This window comes from Marinobacter sp. S6332, assembly GCF_023016045.1.
Taxonomy (GTDB): domain Bacteria; phylum Pseudomonadota; class Gammaproteobacteria; order Pseudomonadales; family Oleiphilaceae; genus Marinobacter.
Genome location: NZ_JALKAP010000001.1, coordinates 505,945 through 524,687, shown reverse-complemented (window position 1 = coordinate 524,687; position 18,743 = coordinate 505,945). Strand labels below are relative to the sequence as shown.

Annotated in this window: 9 protein-coding genes; 4 read left to right on the top strand and 5 right to left on the bottom strand. The window is 55.7% G+C overall.

Annotated features, from left to right (window positions below; all coding sequences use genetic code 11):
* Nucleotides 1–367: 367 nt before the first annotated feature.
* Genes recD through recC form a run of 3 tightly spaced genes read right to left on the bottom strand, consistent with a single transcriptional unit; the run spans nt 368 to nt 9,998 of the window.
* On the bottom strand, nt 368–2,683 hold the full coding sequence (gene recD, locus MWU62_RS02325) for an exodeoxyribonuclease V subunit alpha (RefSeq protein WP_247113233.1): 2,316 nt from the start codon (nt 2,681–2,683) through the stop codon (nt 368–370).
* Entirely contained in the window at nt 2,680–6,408 is a 3,729-nt protein-coding gene (gene recB, locus MWU62_RS02320) for an exodeoxyribonuclease V subunit beta (RefSeq protein ID WP_247113232.1), read from the bottom strand. The genes recD and recB overlap by 4 nt, the downstream gene beginning before the upstream one ends.
* A complete protein-coding gene (gene recC / locus MWU62_RS02315; protein ID WP_247113231.1) occupies nt 6,405–9,998 on the bottom strand; it encodes an exodeoxyribonuclease V subunit gamma in 3,594 nt (1,197 codons plus the stop codon). Before recC ends, recB begins: the two co-directional genes overlap by 4 nt.
* Nucleotides 9,999–10,196: 198 nt before the next feature.
* On the opposite strand from recC, the gene MWU62_RS02310 reads away from it, so the two are divergent.
* From MWU62_RS02310 to MWU62_RS02295, 4 genes are read left to right on the top strand one after another with little or no spacing between them, the layout of a single operon-like run.
* Nucleotides 10,197–10,445, top strand: coding sequence for a helix-turn-helix domain-containing protein (locus tag MWU62_RS02310; protein ID WP_247113230.1), 249 nt, complete (start codon nt 10,197–10,199; stop codon nt 10,443–10,445).
* A gap of 6 nt (nt 10,446–10,451) precedes the next feature.
* Complete coding sequence (locus tag MWU62_RS02305) at nt 10,452–11,765, top strand: type II toxin-antitoxin system HipA family toxin (protein WP_247113229.1); 1,314 nt, start codon at nt 10,452–10,454, stop codon at nt 11,763–11,765.
* A gap of 44 nt (nt 11,766–11,809) precedes the next feature.
* Nucleotides 11,810–13,513: a VRR-NUC domain-containing protein gene (locus tag MWU62_RS02300; protein ID WP_247113228.1), complete on the top strand. Its 1,704-nt coding sequence runs from the start codon at nt 11,810–11,812 to the stop codon at nt 13,511–13,513.
* Nucleotides 13,510–15,774, top strand: a complete 2,265-nt coding sequence (locus MWU62_RS02295; RefSeq protein ID WP_247113227.1) for an ATP-dependent DNA helicase — start codon at nt 13,510–13,512, stop codon at nt 15,772–15,774. Before MWU62_RS02300 ends, MWU62_RS02295 begins: the two co-directional genes overlap by 4 nt.
* Before the next feature lie 28 nt (nt 15,775–15,802).
* Here the strand turns inward: MWU62_RS02295 and MWU62_RS02290 are convergent, their stop codons facing one another.
* Both MWU62_RS02290 and MWU62_RS02285 read right to left on the bottom strand, forming a co-directional pair.
* Nucleotides 15,803–16,174 carry a VOC family protein gene (locus MWU62_RS02290; RefSeq protein ID WP_200363729.1) on the bottom strand — a complete coding sequence of 124 codons (372 nt, stop codon included), beginning with the start codon at nt 16,172–16,174 and terminating at the stop codon, nt 15,803–15,805.
* 39 nt (nt 16,175–16,213) lie between these two features.
* Nucleotides 16,214–18,574 carry a GGDEF and EAL domain-containing protein gene (locus MWU62_RS02285; RefSeq protein WP_247113226.1) on the bottom strand — a complete coding sequence of 787 codons (2,361 nt, stop codon included), beginning with the start codon at nt 18,572–18,574 and terminating at the stop codon, nt 16,214–16,216.
* Nucleotides 18,575–18,743 lie beyond the last annotated feature (169 nt).

Sequence of the window (18,743 nt, the reverse complement as noted above, 5' to 3'; positions counted from 1 at the left end):
AGCTTGTCTCCGGTGGCAGGGCTTCCGAAAAACGCCCGTGAATACGTCCCAGTAGGGCTCCGTCGCGCCATCCTTGGCGCTCCAGGTTTTCGGAAGCCCTGCCACCGGAGACAAGCCCTAACAATAGTGTTATGCCGCTTTTCTTGAAGTGATTGAACCTTAAAAGCATCTGGTTTTTAGCTGTACTTGCAGAAAATGAATGGGTTTACTTGAAAAGTTCCGGGCTTGGCAAAGAGCCGGATTGCGTTGCTGGGGAAGAGCCTCCCAAAAACGTCTGCAGCCAAGGATGGCTGCAGTCGAGCCCTACAGGGACGTATTCACGGGCGCTTTTTGGGAGGCTCTTCCCCAGTAACGCAAAACTCCCAAGCTAACCGACGCCAGACCCAGCAAGAACCAAAGCCAACCCCGAGGCCCGAACCACACGCTGCTCTACACTCTCACTGAACACACTGGCATCACCGGTAATCAGGCTGAACCAGTTCTTTGCACGGGTAATGCCGGTGTACACCAGCTCCCGCGTGAGCACCGGGCTGAGGCGATCCGGCAGCACCAGGCAGGTGTGATTGAACTCTGAGCCTTGGGATTTATGCACCGTCATGGCATACACGGTTTCCAGTTGCTGCAGCCGGCTGGGTGATATCCAGCGGATATCGCCGCTGCCATCACTGGCGGGAAAGGCCACGCGCAGCAAGGGTTTCGGTTGTTCGTCGCTGGCTTGTGCGTCAGTGGCTTGGGGCAAACTGAAGGTAATGCCCACATCGCCGTTCATCAGGCCCAGATTGTAATCGTTTCCGGTAATCAGAACTGGCCGTCCGGCGTACCAGCCTTCGGCTCGAGGAATGAGCTTTTGTGCCAGCAAGTGGTGGGCGATCAGCTCGTTCAGGCCTTCTACACCCCAAGGGCCGCGGCGCAGGGCGCAGAGCACCTGAAAATCACTGAAGGCCTCCAATACGGATCTTGCCAACTCGTCCCACTGCTCTGTTGTGCTGTTAGCATCCAGACTGTGGCTCTGCATCAGCGACAAGTAGTGACGATAGCCTACGGGTGGCGGCAGGGGCTGGCTGTTGCCACCGATTCGCCCTTCCCCGTTATTGTGGAATGCTTCTGGGCTGCCACTGACCGCATGGCGGCAGATCAGCGTCTGGGTGTCTTCCAGCGAGGGTTTGTTGGTACTGCTATTGAGCCACACCACATCCTCAAAACTGGCGCTGCAGGCCTGCTGAAGCATGCTGTCGTTCAAAGTATTGGTGTTAACGGCCTCGGCCAGTTGGCGAATGCCACTGCCTTCGGCAAAGCGGTAGCTCTTGCGCAACATGGCTACGGCCTGATCCAGCGGCTGGCCTTTGGCGTTTTGCAGGCTTGCAGGAATCTCGGTGCCGGTTATGGCTTTCAACCATTGCACAGTTTCTGGCAGATAGTGGCCGTCTGGCGCGCGTTGGCAGAGTTCACCCAACACAGCACCGGCGTCTACCGAGGCCAGTTGGTCTTTGTCGCCCAACAGAATTAGTTGGGCGTTGGCGGGCAGGGCGTCGAACACCGACGCCATCATATCCAGATCCACCATGGACGCTTCGTCGATCACCAGAATATCCACCAGCAGCGGATTATCGCGGTTGTGGCGGAATATGCGGGTATCCGGGCGACTGCCCAGAAGCCTGTGAAGCGTGGTTACTTTGGTGGGAATGTCTGCCAGAGATACCTGTCCTGGTAACTGCTCGAGAGGTAGACGGCTGACGGCACCACCGATGGATTCGTTCAGCCGGGCGGCGGCTTTGCCTGTGGGGGCTGCCAGGCGGATACGGTATTTGCGTCCATCGCGCTCGGTGGATTCTCCCGCGACGGATTGCAGGGCAGCCAACAGGTTCACCACGGTGGTGGTCTTGCCGGTGCCGGGGCCACCGGTAATCACGGCAAAACGGTTGCGGGCGGCCAGGGCACAGGCGAGCTTCTGGTAATCCGCAGCGGGACTCGCAGAACCCTGAGGTTTAAACAGAACGTCCAGAGATTTGCTGAGCGTTGAGGCCGCATCTGAAGACGGGTCAGCCAGGGTAGATGGCAGCGCCAGACGCTGCAGAATACCTGCAGCAATCTGCTGTTCGTAACGCCAGAATCGGCGCAGGTAGAGCCGAGTACCACTCAATACCAGTGGCGTAGTATGTGAGCCATCACTTACTGCAAGGGCGTTGTCCAGAGCGGCCATGCATTGCTGGGTGGATACTCGGGCCAGAACATGTCCGGGGCTATTGAAGTTGCCATCAGCGTTTTCCTGCTCTGCCAATGAGCCAGGCAGAACGCCCCTGGTTTGTGCGGAGAGAGCACCGCCGGATTCCTCCGGTGGCAGTGAAAGCGTATTATCTGCATCGGCCAGTAGAGTGGCCAGATCCACACACACATGGCCGCGGCCGACCTGGTGAGACGTCAGGGCCGCGAGTAACAAAACCAGCGGTTGCGGTGCTTCGCCCTGCTCTTCCGAAAGATCCTGAATCAGCCGCGCAAAGCGCACATCCAGCGGTCGAATCCAGCCAGCCATCTGCCAGCTATTTAGGAGCGCCAGAACCGTTTCGGTCTTATCCAAGGTCAGGCCAGAGTCTTGGCTGGAAGATGCAGAAGATGTTTTATCCACATCAGCGGCTTCATCCAGATCAAAGGCAAACTGGTTGTCGGTATTCCGGTTTTTGCTCATGCCGCCACCTCCCCGGAGACTGTCTTGCCATCGAACATGGCATCCAGTTGTTCAATCAACTCTCTGGGTGGTTTGTCGGTAAACGCCCCTGCCCCCGGCGCGTTCACGCCCCGCAAAAAAAGATACACCGCGCCACCTATGTGCTGCTCGTAGTCGTAATCTGGCAGACGGGCTTTCAGTAAACGGTGCAGAGCCAGCAGGTAGAGGATGTACTGCAGGTCGTAGCGCTTCTCCAGAATTGCCTCGCCCATGGCCTGATCGGTATAGGCGCTGTCGTTATCGCCAAGGTAGTTGGATTTGTAGTCCAGAACGTAATATTGCCCGTTGTGTTCAAACACCAGATCGATAAAGCCTTTCAGCATGCCGTTGAAGCGCCCGGCATCCACTTGCGGCCGGTCCGCTCCGTTTAAGGTGTGTTGAGTCACCAGTTTGTCCATGGCTCGGGTGCTTACGTTACGGCTCTCAAACCAGAACTCCAGTTCCGGGCGCAGGGTGCTCAGGCTCGCCAGGCTGGCGCTTTCAGCGCCGTTACGGTTTAACGGCAGCGGCTGGCGAATGAGCGCAAGTATCCAGTGTTCAAGCGTATCTACCCAGTCGCTCCAGCCCCGTGTGCTACAGCGGCGGGTGAGCTGCTCACGCAAGTGTTCCGGGTTATCCACAACCTGTTGCAGGCCTTGTTGCTGTACGCACCACTCCAGAAGATCGTGCAGGAAGGTTCCTGGCGCTGCACCTTTTGGGAAGCTGTGCAGGCTGTGGCTGAGCAGAGTCGCTGTGTCTTCGTCTTCCGGGTTGTGGGCGCCCTCTTCCAGAAGGTTCTGGGTTTCGGCGTCTTCCACTTCTCCGGTGAAGGCTATGCCTGTTCCAGAAAGCCCGGTGTATTCCAGTGAGGAGTAGCTGGCAATCCACCAGTCTTCCCGTGCCTCCCGGCTGGAAGCCAGTGCGGGTCCAAGAGCTTCAGGGGCTTGTGGGGTATAGAGCGTATCTTCCGGTTCCGGCAGGGGCGTAACCGAAATCTCCGGCTTGCCTTCAGCCAAGGCATCCAGGCACTGGCTGATGTTGTCAGCCCCGTTCCCGGAAATCAGATAACCCAGCCCGCTTTGCTGCCAGTTATCGAGGGCGGCGGCGCCCACCCAGGTGGCGAACCTTGCCCGGGTCAGGGCCACGTAGATTTTGCGGATGTCTTCGCCCAGGCGTTCCTGATCGGCTTTGGCAACGTCGTCGGCATCGGGGTCGAACACGGTAATCAGTTTGTTGTTGCAGTCGTGGTAGCTGACAAACGACTGCTTCTCGCTTTGGGCCCGGTAGGCGGTGCCAAACGGCAGGAACACCAGAGGGTATTCCAGGCCTTTGGATTTGTGCACAGTAATGACTTTCACCAGAGCCGCATCGCTTTCGAGGCGTAGGGTGCGATGTTCGTCCTCCTCGTCTGCGGCGCGCAGGATCTGGGTGAAGTGATGCACCAGGGCGTGTTCGCCATCCAGTTGCAGACTGTCTTGTTGCAGCAGCTCGGCAATGTGCAATATGTCGGTTAACCGGCGCTCGCCATCGGGCCGTCGTAGCAGGCGCCCGGGCACCTCAAAATCCATCAGGAAGCTACGCAGCATGGGCAGCACGCCCTGGTTGTGCCACTGCTGTTGATAACCGATAAACCGTTCTATTTCCCGCTCCAACGCAAGTTCGTCGCTGAGCAGTTGGTTCATTGCCTGCCAGGACTGGCTCAGTGTCGGAGTCGCCAGCGCAGCCCGGATGTAAGCCAGTTGCCGGGGTTCGGCAAAGGCTCGCAGCCAGGACAAGACTTCTTTTGCTTCCGGCGACGTCAGTACCGAGCCCCGGTCAGACAGGTACACACTTTTGATGCGCCGGCGGCCTAACGCATCGCGAACGGCAGCGGCTTCATCCCGGTTGTTGACCAGCACGGCAATGTCTTGTGGGCTAACCGGTTCCAGATCCTTCGGGTTGTCCAGCAACACAAATCCGGCTTTCCCGGCCTGCCCCAGCGTGAGTAAACGGGCAATTTCACTGGCGCAGGTTTCGGCGATATCGGTGGTGGCGGTGCCTTTTGCGATGGCTTTGGGGCTGCCGTCTTTGTGGGTATCGCCGGATTCGTGAGTCCAGAAAATCAAGCTTGGTTGTGGCTCTTGGTCTATTGACCACACCCGCTTGGTGCCGTTGGCAGCGACACCCTGAAACGGCAGTGGTGAGGTATCACCCTGCCCAAACAGGAAGGCACCGTCCTGGCTGTGTTGGTCACTGTATTCGAACACCCGGTTGACGGCAGACACCATGGTTTGTGCAGAGCGGAAGTTTTTCCCCAGGGTATAGGTGCGGTCTTGCACCCCCAGGCGGGCTTGCAGATAGGTGTAGATATCCGCACCCCGGAAACCGTAAATGGCCTGTTTCGGGTCGCCGATCATCAGCAGGCAGGTGTCCGGATGGTTCTCTTCAACCCGGTAGATGCGGTCGAAAATCCGGTACTGCACCGGGTCGGTGTCCTGAAATTCATCAATCAGCGCCACCGGAAACTGGCGGCGTATGGTGGCGGCCAGTTGCTCGCCCCGGGGGCCTTGCAGCGCGTCGTCGAGCCGGGTCAGCAGGTCGTCGAAGCCCATTTCCGAGCGTTTCTGCTTTTCATCTTCCAGCCGCTGGGCAATCCAGTGGCTGGCATGGCGCAGAATGTCGGATTTCGCGCTGGGCTGATTCTGGCCGAATTCGATCAGCTCCTCGATGGCATCGAACGCCGGATGGTGAGGGGCCGGGTCGTCACCTTTCAGGATGTTATCCAGCCCTTCGGGGGTCTGGTTTTTGAAGCCTGCGGCGGAATCCAGTTTTTCTGGCAACAAATCGTTGGAGCTGGCCCAATCCACCAAGGTGTCCCACACTTTCAGCATGGCGTTCTTGCTGCCACCGTGCAGCCGTTTGCTCTTGTTGAGATCGTTCAGCAGGTCAGTGACTTCACCTTGCCATTTGGCCCAGTCGTAGCGTTTCAGCGCGTTGGATTGGTTCTCTCTTTCGGTGACCACCTGATCAATAGCGTTGTGAACATCCGCAGGCGGCGTACCCAGACTTTCGGGATCGCCAATCAGGTTGCGCACGGCGGCACGCAGATCCGTTGGGGTTTTCCAGTGACTCAGCGCTTCATCCATCAGCGCTGGCGGCAGCGGATACACAAAGGTGCGCCAGTAATCCCGGGCGACGTCATCCAGCAACTCGCTCTGATCGGTTTCCAGCGTGAGTTTAAACAGGCTGCCACTGTCGAAGGCGTGCTCGCTCAACATGCGGTTGCAGAAGCCATGGATGGTGGACACCGCGGCTTCGTCCATCCACTCGGCGGCGAGTAGCAGTTTTTTGCGGCAATCGGGCCAGCTGGCAGGGTCTGGATAGCTGTCGTCCCGCAGCTTGTGGATAAGTGCCGTTTCCGGTGCTGGCTCAAGGTCGGCGGCGTGCTCGGAGAATACCTCGGCGGCCTGGGTGAGCCGGGTGCGGATACGGTCCCGAAGTTCTTTGGTGGCGGCTTCGGTGAAAGTCACCACCAGCAGATTTGGCGGCAGCAGGTCTTGCAACGGGCTTGGGTCTGTCTGGCCGTGGCCGAGCACCAAGCGCACATACAAGATGGCGATGGTGAAGGTTTTGCCGGTACCCGCACTGGCTTCAATCAGCGCACTGCCGTTCAGGGGCAGCGTTAACGGGTCGAGATTCGGGTTTCGGTTGCCTGATTGCTCTGTCATGCCATCTTCTCAATCTGTTCTGCCGCGGACTTGTCCTGCTCTGCTTCCCACAGGGGTACATACAGATCGTGCAGGAGCGCTTCAAATTCGCCACTGGCCATGAGTGATTCGGGGGTTTCGAAGGCACCGCGCAGGTAGCCGGTGTCCCGGCTCAGGGCGGTGTTATAAACCGTTTCCGCTTCTTCTATGGCGCGCTCGTGATTGCTCAGGTATTTCTTGCCACCATAGTAACTGGTGACCCACGCAAAACCGGCGTCGCAGTGAATCGGCAAGGCCCGGGTGGTGGCTTCCATCCAGCGTTTCAAAACTGTGTCGAAGTGTTGTTTGGCCGTTTCGGTGGCCATGGGGGCGAAGGTGAATTTTCGGTCTTCTTCCTTGCCCAGAATCAGCGTTGAAAACGGTTGCCCGCTAAGTTGCCCGGCCAGGTGAATCAACCAGTCCCGAATCAGGTTGGCGTAGCGCACTTTTCTGCTAGAGCCGGAGCCGGTCAGTAAACCTGAGCTGGCCACCACCAGCCGACACAGATCGCCATTGGCATTGCGGCGCAGGCCATCAATCAGGTCGGCGACTTCCAGGGTTCTGCTGGCATTTTCATAGGTGTAGTTGAAGACCAAAGGCTCAGTCACCGCTTCCGGCCATTCTGCCAAGGCGCTTTGGTAGCGCCCGAACAGGTTAGGCAAGCGCCCGGACAATTCAGTGCGCAGGCGGTGTTCGGTAACACCCATACCCAGGTCGCCGCGCCGGGCCATGCTGTCCAGCGTGGTTTCCAATCGTTCGTGCAGTTCTTCTTCGGTGCTGGCTTTGAGCAGGCTTTGCTGAATGAGTTCGTTATCCAGCCGCCAGCGGTCCAGCCCGTTCAGGTCGAAGTTTTCGTTGTCGGTGTCTTCGTCTTCCACCTCATCAAAGCGCACTTGCAGGCGGCGTTGATAGAAGGTGTCGATGGGCTTTTTCAGAAAGCCGGCCAGATCGTTCAGGCTGATGGGCTCTTCCGGTGCTTGATAGGGCAATGGGGTTTGAGCGAGTTCGTCGGCTTCAACGCCATGGGCGCTGCGCCACTCCCGCTCGTAGGTGAACAGGCTTCGGCTTTGCAGTACCTCAATCAGTGGCTTGGCGGTTTCTTCCGGGCTGTTTTCTGACCCATTGGATTTAGGGAAATAATCCCGACTGAACGGCTGCAACGGGTGTTGAGTGGTCAGCACTTTCGTCACCTCTTTATTTGGCTGCCCCGCCACTGCCCACAGGCTGTCGAGATGATCCTGAAGCTGGGCTACCAATACCGAGGGCGGCCGTTCTGAGTCGTCTTTGATGCTGCGCCCTACCCAACTGATATAAAGCTGTTCGCGGGCAGAAAGCATGGCTTCGAGAAACAGGTAGCGGTCGTCTTCCCGGCGGGAACGATCCCCGGGGCGGTAATCCTGAGCCATCAGATCAAAATCCACCGGCGGCCGAGAGCGTGGATAGTCACCATCGTTCATGCCCAGCAGGCACACCTTGCGGAAGGGAATCGCACGCATGGGCATCAATGTGGCGAAATTTACCTTGCCCGCCAGAAAGCGCTGATTCAGACCGCCCTCATCCAGGCCTTGCAGCAATACGTCCTTCACAATATTCAAGGGTAAGTATTGCTTGTCCAACCCGGCGGCCAGTGTGTCTTCCAGCCACTGCTCCAGCTGCCGGCGAAAGCGGTTCAGCAGCAACAAATCATGCCCTTCCACCTTGTGGAAAAACTGCTCCAGCATGGCCGAGAAAAGCTCTTCCCATTGTTGCGGTGTGCGTTGTTCCTGCAGCTCCTGCCATAAGGTTTCCAGGCGGAACACAAACTCCCCAAGGCGCCCTGCCAAACTGGCTTGCAGGCCGCCTATTTCGCCGTAGGGCTGAACACCGGCCCAAGGCTCGTCGTCGCCCATGCCGTAACCTAAAAGCATGGAGCGCAGGCCAGCTTGCCAGGTGTTGCGCTCCAGACCGGAAGGCAGCTCCAGGCTTTCCCGGTGCGCACCGTGCAGACCCCAGCGGATGTTGGCGCCTTCTACCCAGCGCCGCGCCAAAGGGATTTCTTCTTCGGCAATCTCGAAACGATCGCGAACCCCGGGCACTTCCAGCAAGCTGACGATTTCACTCACCCCGAAGCGGCTGCGGGGCAGAGACATAAGCGTTTCCAGGGCAATCAGAACCGGCTCATGGTGGCGCTGGCCCTGATCGGAAATGGTGAACGGAATGTGGCGCTTGAGACCTGATGTATAGCGACCAAACACTGCCTGAATGTGGGGCGCGTAGACGTTGATATCCGGCACCATCACCATCACATCCCGGGGGCGCAGTGTGGTATCTGCGTTGAGCGCCGCCAAAAGCTGGTCGTGCAGAATCTCCACTTCCCGTTGTGGGCTGTGGGCATCGTGGAAGGCTATGGAGTGGTCGTGAGCCAGATCGAGTTCACGCTGTTCATCCCGGATTTCCTGAAGCGGCGTCAGGTTGTAAATGTCGTTCTGGAGCTGGTGTAGCAAACACGGTGCCTGATCAGAGCCATGTTCGGAGAAGATATCGATCTTCTGATCCGGGGTCTGGAAACTGGCGCGGTACTCATCGGGATTATCGAACTCATCCAGCAGGCGAATGTAATCCCGGCCCTGTTTACCCCAGGCGGCCAGCAGAGGATTGGCGTGCTGGTGCAGCTGATCGGGATCTTCAATTTTCGACAGTGTTTGGTGGACTTTGCCGCGCTTACGTTCGGCTTTCAGCAGTTCCCGGTCACTGATAATATCGGCCCAGTAAAACTGCGACGGGTTGTGAACGCAGAGCACCACCTGACTGAATCGACTGAGAACGTATAGAGCCTCTAGCGCTTGACGTGGCAGCGAGGAAACCCCGAACACCACAATGCGTTTGGGCAAACGGCTGGGGTGAGCAGGCGCAGTGATACGCTGGCCTTCGGCCATAAACCGCGTGTGAATCTGCGATCGGCTGGTGTGGGCTTCCGCGCCTGTGTTTTCCACCAGCTTGCGCCAGAGCAATGGCTGCCAAAGCGTTTCCTTCTCAACCGGCTTTTCCTCGCCGCGAGCGGTGATCACCACATCCCGGCCCTGTTCCCAAGCAGCCAGCCAGTCGGCGCGGAACACCTGATACTGGTCAAACAGATCCGCTACTTTTTCCGCCAGCTGAAACGCCCGCAAATCCGTGTCGCTACCCTCCAGAAAGCGCGCCAGCGGGTTGAATACTTCGTCTGTATGCACCAGTTCCGGCAGCAGTCGATAAAGCCGCCACACCAGCCTGCGCTTATCAAACGGGGATTGCTCCGGCACCTCGCCATCCGGCAGTACGGCCCGGTAGGCTTGCCAGATAAACCGCGCCGGGAACAAAAAATCCATACCGGCGGCGATGCCCAACCCGCCTTCACTGCCGTCTTCCGAACGCTTTTCTGCCAGCGCCAGCTTCAGCCACTGGGCAATGCCATTACTCTGCACCAGAAAGGTTTCGCTTTGCAGCGGTGGCAACGGGTTCTGCTGGCAGATAAACACCACCGCCCGGCGCAGGTCTTCCAGATGGTTGGCGTGAACGGCGTGAAAGCCGGGGGTTATGGCAGCGTGTTCGGGCATGGGCTTCCCTGTTTGGTATCTGAGGCAATTCCGATGCTACAGGTTACCGCATGTGGTTAGAGAAACAGATAGCGCAAACCTATGGTGCTTAAAATTCTGGAACGGCTGGTTGTGAGTGTTTAATCCCCTGTAGGGGGTTAAATTGACTTTATCCCCTATAGGGTATATATCTCAATTAATCCTCTAGTGGGTATAGTTATGAAAGTTACATCTTCTGAAGCGCTGGCTACGGTAATAAAAAATGCCAGAAGTCGCCAAAGGCTCAGTCAGCGAGCCACTGCGGACAAGGTGGGGGTAAAGCAGGCCACTGTTTCAGGTTTCGAGAATCATCCGGATAAAAGCCGAATCGAGACCCTGTTCAAGCTTCTTTCCGCCCTTGATCTTGAGCTGCGTGTGGTGGAGCGTGGGGCCCCGGATCCGGCGAGCGGCTGGAATGAAGAATGGTGAGTGTGCATGTCTGACTTGAGCGTGGCCCTGAACGGTATTGAGGTAGGGAGGCTAACGCTGGAAAGCTCCGGTGCCATGGCTTTTCAGTACTATCCCGTCTGGCTGAATCAACCTGGCGCCCGAGCCATTTCACTTTCATTACCGCTATCGCCAAAGACCTATCGAGGGGCGTTGGTTTTTAATTTTTTTGACAACTTGCTGCCGGATTCCGAAGCCATTAGATCTCGAATGCAGGCGCGTTTCAAAGCGGCTACGCGCCATCCGTTCGATCTGTTGGCAAGCGTTGGCCGTGACTGTATTGGTGCTATTCAGCTGTATCCGCAGAATTCGGTGGTGCCAGATGTTCGGACTGTGACGGCGGAACCCTTGGGCGCCACGGAAATTGAACAGCTTCTGGGCGACTATCAGAATTCACCTTTGGGAATGGCGCGGAACAATGATTTTCGCATCTCTTTGGCCGGTGCCCAGGAAAAAACCGCGCTGTTATGGCATCAAGACAATTGGCAACTCCCTACAAATAGCACGCCCACCAGTCACATATTCAAACTGCCTATTGGCTTTCTCGAGCACAGCAATATCGACCTTCGGGAAAGTGGTGAGAACGAGTGGCTTTGCCTGCAGCTCCTGAAAGCCTTTGGCTTGCCAACAGCTAACGCAGAACTTGGTCAGTTTGGGCATCAGAAGGTATTGATTGTAGAGCGCTTTGATCGTCGCTGGTCAAAAGATTCCAGCTGGCTCATGCGGTTGCCACAGGAAGACTTCTGCCAAGCGCTAGGGGTGGCTCCCGCCATCAAGTACGAAAGTGATGGCGGGCCGGGGATTCATGATGGAATGAAACTTCTTCTTGGCTCACAGGAAGCCAACAAGGACCGTAAAGCCTTCTTCAAGGCACAAATAGTGTTTTGGTTGCTTGCTGCAATTGATGGTCATGCCAAGAACTTCAGCCTGTTTATTGAGCCTCACTCAGCCTACCGTATGACACCTCTCTACGACGTGATTTCAGCATATCCGCTCATGAAAAAAGGCAGCCTGGCGCCACAAAGAGCGAAAATGGCGATGTCAGTAAAGGGGCGAAATCGCCATTACCATTGGGATCGTATTGAGCCCAGGCATTTCATAAGTACCGCGAAGCAAGTGGGGTATTCCAGCGAAAGGGCGAGCGAATTGCTTGAAGAAACCTTGGAGCAGATGCCCTCGGCTATAAGTCTTGTGGAGGCCTTGTTACCAAACGATTTTCCATCTCGTATCAGTGAGTCAATTCTTGAGGGCGTTAAGCTTCAAGCTGGAAAATTAGCGCAATTTCACGGGAACGTTCACTAAACTCCAGTTGCTAAAGCCCGGCAACAAGGTCTTACAGTGCCATTATGAGCAAGAATGTTCGGGTTTCTCTGCCCGCCTCGGCAGATCTCGAAAACCCCATGTACTACCTGCAAAACATGGAAACGGTCGTCTCATGGGTGGCTAACCACCACTCGGATTTACTGATCGAAGCAGAACGTGCCTGCATGCGCGGTTTTTTTGAGTTGCCTCGCGCTGCCCGCGCTTTGCTGACCCGCATGGTGATGCGCACAGGGGACCTGTTTCGCACCGACAAGCTAAATTACCCGGAATTGGGATGCCCGGAAGCGGAGGCGCTTGACGAGCTGATTTCCGATGGCTGGCTGGATGCTGATCCTCTGCTGACTCTGGATGACATTTTCCGTCTGTTCACTTTGGCTGAACTGCGCACGGCTTTTTCACCAATGCTGGAGCAAGCTGGTCTAGCCAAAAGCCTGCCAAAGGCACGGATGAAGGAAGCCCTGCAGAAAACCTTTACCGATACTCGCAGGCTGGCGGATTGGTTTGATGACGTGTTTTCCCCGGTGGTGCGGGTCAGCCACATGGCGTTGTTCGATCGCATTCGCCTGATGTTCTTCGGCAACTTACGCCAGAGTTGGTCGGATTTTGTGCTGGTGGAGTTGGGTCATCATCGCTATGAGCAGGTGGAGTTTACCCCTGAATCACGGGCGTTCTCTCAGCGCAGCGAGGTGGATAGTTACTTGGCCATGCACCACTGTCGCGAGAGTCTGGATGCAGGCGTGCCCGCTGCTGAGGTTTGGGCCAATACTCCCGCAGCCACGAACAACCCTTGGCTAACCAGTCGCCGTGATCGCCTACTGCTAGAGCTGGGGCGGCAGGCGGAACGTCAGGGTGATCGGGAACTGGCACTGCAAGCGCTGGCGGCCAGTGGTCATCGCGAGGCGAGATTAAAACAGCTGCGGCTACTAGAGCGGTTGAAACGTTTTGAGGAAGCCTGGGCTATCGCTGCTCGTTGGGGAAATGAAGAACTAAACGATGCCGAAGCTCAGGGCTTAGCTCGAATTGTTAAGCGGCTGGCGAAAAAGGTAGGCGAGCCGGGTCCGCCCGCCTCGGTGCCTCCTGCTATCCGGGAGTTCACATTGACCCTGCCACAAACCGGTGACTCGGTTGAGATGGTAGTTCGGGATCACCTTTCTACGCCTGAGGCACCGGTGCTCTATGTAGAAAACACGCTGATCAATGGCCTTTTCGGCTTGCTGTTCTGGCCCGCAATATTCAAAGCGGTTCCCGGTGCCTTTTTTCATCCTTTTCATACCGGCCCCGCAGACTTGGTTCGGGAGGATTTTGTAAGTCGTCGGCAAGCGTCATTTGATGAGTGCTTCGTTGCGCAAAAGAACGGCAGTTATCGCCAGAAAATCCTGGATACCTACGCAGCCAAACAGGGCATCACCAATCCTTTTGTTATATGGCCCGCAATGGATGAAGAATTGCTGAAGCTGGCACTGGATAGAATTCCCGCCGTAGATTTGCAGGTAATGTTTGAGCGGATCTTATTGAATATCCGAGAAAATCGCAGCGGTTTTCCTGATCTTGTTAGGTTTTCGGCACAAATAGGCGAAGATCGCCACAGTTATGAAATGATCGAAGTAAAAGGGCCGGGTGACCGACTACAGGATCATCAAATCCGCTGGCTGCACTTTTTTGCCCACAAGGGAATTGCCGCCAGCGTGTGTTATCTGCGCTGGCAAGACAGCGAGGTAAGAACATGAGGGTGGCGGTCCGAACCCTTTGCGAGTTTGCTGCTCGGGAAGGTGATCTGGACTTTCGTTACACCCCGGCTCCCAGCGCTGAAGAGGGTATTCTTGCCCATCAGGCCATTCAGGGTAAACGCGGGTATGGTTACAAAAGCGAGTATTCACTTACCGGTGAATGCATGGGGCTGGAGCTCTATGGCCGGGCCGATGTGTATAACCCCCACTCCGGCCTGCTGGAGGAAATTAAAACCCACCGGGGCGATCTTTCTCGAATCCGGCCACACCAACGGGCGTTGCACCGGGCCCAACTAAGAGCTTACGGTGCCCTGCTCTGTAAGCAGGAAAACCGTAAAAACCTGAAGCTATCGCTGGTGTATTTCAACATTGGCAACAACCGAGAAACACCGGTGACTGAAACCGCCACTGCCAAGGAGTTGTGGCAGGAGCTGGAAATCCTGTGCGGGCGTTATCGGTTATGGGCAGAGCAGGAAACCCATCACCGGGAGCAGAGGGATAGTCGCCTTGCGGGTCTGCGCTTTCCGTTTGAACAATTTCGTCCCCGCCAGCGGCAGCTTGCCGAAACCGTGTATAAAAACGCCGTAAAAGGCGAAACCCTGCTGCTAGAAGCACCCACAGGTCTGGGTAAAACTCTGGGCACCTTGTTCCCGGCCCTTATGGCCATGCCCGCCGCAAAACACGACCGACTGGCATACCTCACTTGCCGAAACACCGCTCGCCAACTGGCGGTGGATGCAGTAAAACGGTTGCGAGCCGCGCAGGAGGAACCGCACATCTGGCCCTTGCGCACACTGGAGTTGGTGGCCAAGTCCGATGCCTGCGAACACCCCGACAAAGCCTGCCATGGGGATTCCTGCCCTCTGGCCAAAGGCTTCTTTGATCGCTTGCCAGACGCCCGTGCCGAAGCCGCGCAGATGGACATAACGCTCACTCAGGAAGCGCTGGCAAAAATCGCCGCAGGCCATGACATCTGCCCCTATTTTCTGGCCCAGGAAATGGCGCGCTGGTGTGATGTCATCATTGGTGATGTGAATCGGATGTTTGATCAGTCTGCCCTGCTCCATGGCCTCACGCGGCAGAACAATTGGAAAACCGCCGTTCTGGTGGATGAAGCCCACAATATGGTGGATCGCGGCCGTGGCATGTATTCGGTACAACTTGATCAACAGCGGCTTCTAAACGTCCGAAAAACAGCACCCAAGGCTTTGAAGCAGCATCTCGATCGCACAGCCCGAGCTTGGCAGGGAGTTATTCGTGATCATTCCCACAAAGGCGACACGCCAGTATTTCTCGATGAGCTTCCCGCTGCACTGATCGGCAGCCTGCAAGGGTTGGTATCCGGGTTGTCTGATTACCTTGCAGACAATCCGCCAGATTTGGCGCTGCAGGAAGTGTTGTTCGAATCCGTCGCCTTCATGAAGCTGGCGGACTCCTTTGGTGATCATTCCCTGTGCGAATTTCGCCGCGCAGGTCGGGGCCGAGCCAGCATCACCATCCAGAATCTGATCCCGGCAGACTTCCTGCGAGAACGCTTCCACGCCGCCGCTTCCGTCTTGCTGTTCTCCGCCACATTAAGCCCCGGCATCTATTACCGGGATCTGCTGGGCTTGCCGGAGGACAGCCGGTTCATCTCGCTGCCCAGCCCCTTCAGTGCTGATCAGTTGCAGGTGCAATTCACACCAAAGATCAGCACCCGACAGGCGCACCGCGAAGCATCGGTAAAGCCAATTTCTGAACTGATCGCGAATCAATACCGGGAGCGCCCCGGGCACTACTTGGCTTTTTTCAGTAGCTTTAAATATCTGAATGAAGTGAGTGCAGCTTTGGCCAGTAATGCCCCCGATGTACCTCAGCGTTCACAGCATTCGGGAATGAATCCGCAGCAGCGCAGTGAGTTTCTGGCAGGCTTCCGGGAAGAATCCGGCAGTGTGGCGTTTGCAGTGTTGGGAGGCGTGTTCAGTGAAGGTATCGATTTACCAGGCGAGCAGTTGATTGGCGCGTTTGTGGCTACTTTGGGCCTACCGCCGTTTGATGCCTGGCATGAGATTCTCAAACATCGGCTGCATCTGCGGTTCGGCGCAGGATATGACTATACGTATTTAATTCCGGGCTTGCAGAAAGTGGCGCAAGCTGCCGGACGGGTTATTCGCACGCCGGAGGATCGTGGGGTGATCTGGCTTATAGACGACCGCTTTACGCAGCCACAGATTCGGGGGTTATTGCCTGAGTGGTGGTTGAAAACAGAGACCGCCGAATAGAACGGTCTCTGTTTTGCGGCGTTCCGGATTAACCGAAGTGGAAGAACGCCATTTTGTTGCCGTCCTGATCTTTCAGGTAGGCACCGTAAAACTGGTCTGGGATACGCTGCCCGGGTTCACCATCACAGGTTGCACCCAACTCTATGGCTTTCTTGTAGTAAGCATCAACCGCCTCTTTAGAGCCCGGCCAGAATGCCAGCATATTGCCGTTACCGGGATGGTTAGGTTGCCCGTCGAAGGGTGTGCAAACAGCTAACGAGGGGCCTTTCATGCTTTCACCAATAAACGCAATGCGCCCCATGTCCACAAGAAGCTTTGCACCCATACCGCTAAGAAGCTCAACGTAGAACTTCTTGGCTCTTTCCATATCGCTGACACCAATGGTGACGTATCCAATCATGTTTTATTCTCCTTTATCGCGTTTTCTACGCGGTTGGCATTAAGCCGTAAATCTGTTTTCCCACCTGAAATTCTCTGCCCAACGCAGGGCTTCCGGAAGTGGCAGGGGTTTGCTATAGAAAAAACCCTGACCCAAATCACAGCCAAGCTCTATTAATTTGCTTTCAACCTCTGCACTTTCAATGCCTTCGGCAACGAGCCGTCGATTAAAGCTTTTTGACAGGCTAACGATAGCACTGACAATCATGCTGTCGTCTGTGTCTACCAGCATGTCCATTACGAACGAGCGGTCAATTTTTATTTCTTGTGCAGGCAGCCGACGGAAATAATCCAGCGATGAATACCCGGTTCCGAAGTCATCCAGAGAAATATCCACTCCCTGTTCGCGACAGGCTTTCAAGTTTCTCAGAGCGGCTTCCGTATCGTCCATCGCAGTGGTTTCAAGAATCTCCAGAATGAGGCGGGCGCGCAATTCGTCTGGGCAGTCCTCCAGCGCACTGGACAAATCGTTCTCGAACTCTTGGCTTAAGAAGTGGCATGGGCTTAGATTGATACTCACAGTGTAAGGAAGATCCTGCTTGGAAAATTCCAGAAGCTGTTTTACCGCTTCCCGAATCACAAAGTTGCCCAAGGTGCGCGCATACTCTGTGTACTCAATATGCTCTAGAAAGTGCGCCGGGCTGAGAACGCCTTCGCTTGGGTGGTTCCACCGGATAAGCACTTCAAAGCCGTTCACGCAGTGATGTTGGTAGCAGATCTTGGGTTGGTAGTACAACTCCATCTGTTGTTCGCGCAGGGCCGTATCCATCTGTTCCAACACTCTAACCCGTTCTTTGCGGGACGAATGTGATCGAAGGTCGAATACCTTGAAACAATTCTTACCGATTTCTTTGGCCGCATACATGGCCTGATCTGCATGGCGAAGCAGCAAATCGGAATCAGCGTCATCGTCCGGGAACACGGTAACGCCCATACTGCCGGACACCTGAAGTACATGGTGCTTGAAATTAATAGGATGCCGGATGGCATCAAGAAGGCGTGCGTATACCCTTTCATCGCCTACATCCCGCAGGATAGCCACAAACTCATCACCGCCTAAACGGGCTACGATATCGTGACTGCGCACAGTGGCCTGTAGCTTTGCAGCCACGGATTTCAGAACAGCATCACCTACGGCATGGCCGTGCTCATCGTTGATGCTCTTGAAACCATCAAGATCGATAAAGCACACAGACACTTGGCCATTTCTTTGTCTGGCTTCGTAAAGTTCCTGTTCAAACAGTTCAGTAAGCCGTTGGCGGTTGGGTAGGCCTGTTAGCGCGTCGTAATTCGCTGCCAACTCAAGATCTTTCTTATGGGTTCCCTTTTCTGCATACAGGCGCTTGCGTTCAATAAGATGGCCGAGGGTTTGTGAGAGCGGTGCCAGCTCGTCTGCCAGTTGTTGAGTGTAGCCTTCGGGCCGGTTAGCCAGACCAATCAACCCAAGATGGGTCTTGCCGGAAAATACCGGGATACCTATGTAAGTATCGATAGCGGGGTGCCCGGCAGGCAGGCCACCGCGTCTTGGGTCCTGCGATAAATCGTTGGAGATAACGATCTCACCGGACACCATAGGTAACCCGAGAATATTGTCCAGACGATCAAAAACCATGCCCCGACGCTCCAAACCCTGATATAGAGCTTGGGTTTCCGGGTTCCATGCGATGTTGGTAATGGCACCAACCTTGAGAAAGGGTGTGCCGTTGCTCTTATGCAGTACTTCGCCAATAAGCCCGAACTGACTGCCCGTTAAGGTGAGCAGATCGTTGAGCATCTGGCTGAACGCCGAGCTTTCGTTGTCGCTTGTGAGGAATACATTCTGGGCATTGTGGATAGCGCGGTTGAGTTGGGATACAGGCACATATTTGCTTTTATCCGACTCAATATACGAGCGCTCTAACTCTTCCTCCACTATGCTTGCCAGAATGCGGAGCACATCCAAGTCTTTCTCGGAGAACTGTCGAGGCCTGTCGTCAATGATGCACAAGGTCCCGATTTTGAAGCCGCTAGGTTCGCGCACCGGTACGCCAGCATAGAAGCGGATATTTGGGTCATCCAGTACGAGAGGGTTGTTGCAAAAGCGCGGATCCTGAGCGGCATTTTCCACAATAAAAACATGATCCTGCCGTATGGCATGATCACAAAATGCTATCGATCGTGGCGTTTCAATATCCTCAAGCCCCTGACGGGATTTGAACCACTGGCGGTCGCTATCCAGTACGGAAAACAAAGCGACTTTGACCCGGTAGTGCTGGCGAGCGATACGGGTAAGGCGCTCAAACCGTTCTTCTGGCTGGGTGTCGAGAATCCCGAGCCGAATGACTGCCGCGAGTCGTCTTTTCTCATTTTCCGTCACACTCATTCGGGATCCTTGGAGAAGCCTGCAAATGAAATGTTAGCAGATCGCGATTTAATATTTTGTGACATTTGGTGAACCGGGCAAGTGTGTACAACGGCGTGTTCGACAGGCCAGCCAGAATTGAGTTTCTTGATATAAGATAATAGCAGTGATCGGCCGCAGCGCTAGAGAA

What these genes read in the sequence shown, in the direction of transcription:
- recD (WP_247113233.1), bottom strand. Translation starts at nt 2,683, where the DNA reads ATGAGCAAAAACCGGAATACCGACAACCAGTTTGCCTTTGATCTGGAT.
- recB (WP_247113232.1), bottom strand. Translation starts at nt 6,408, where the DNA reads ATGACAGAGCAATCAGGCAACCGAAACCCGAATCTCGACCCGTTAACG.
- recC (WP_247113231.1), bottom strand. Translation starts at nt 9,998, where the DNA reads ATGCCCGAACACGCTGCCATAACCCCCGGCTTTCACGCCGTTCACGCC.
- MWU62_RS02310 (WP_247113230.1), top strand. Translation starts at nt 10,197, where the DNA reads ATGAAAGTTACATCTTCTGAAGCGCTGGCTACGGTAATAAAAAATGCC.
- MWU62_RS02305 (WP_247113229.1), top strand. Translation starts at nt 10,452, where the DNA reads ATGTCTGACTTGAGCGTGGCCCTGAACGGTATTGAGGTAGGGAGGCTA.
- MWU62_RS02300 (WP_247113228.1), top strand. Translation starts at nt 11,810, where the DNA reads ATGAGCAAGAATGTTCGGGTTTCTCTGCCCGCCTCGGCAGATCTCGAA.
- MWU62_RS02295 (WP_247113227.1), top strand. Translation starts at nt 13,510, where the DNA reads ATGAGGGTGGCGGTCCGAACCCTTTGCGAGTTTGCTGCTCGGGAAGGT.
- MWU62_RS02290 (WP_200363729.1), bottom strand. Translation starts at nt 16,174, where the DNA reads ATGATTGGATACGTCACCATTGGTGTCAGCGATATGGAAAGAGCCAAG.
- MWU62_RS02285 (WP_247113226.1), bottom strand. Translation starts at nt 18,574, where the DNA reads ATGAGTGTGACGGAAAATGAGAAAAGACGACTCGCGGCAGTCATTCGG.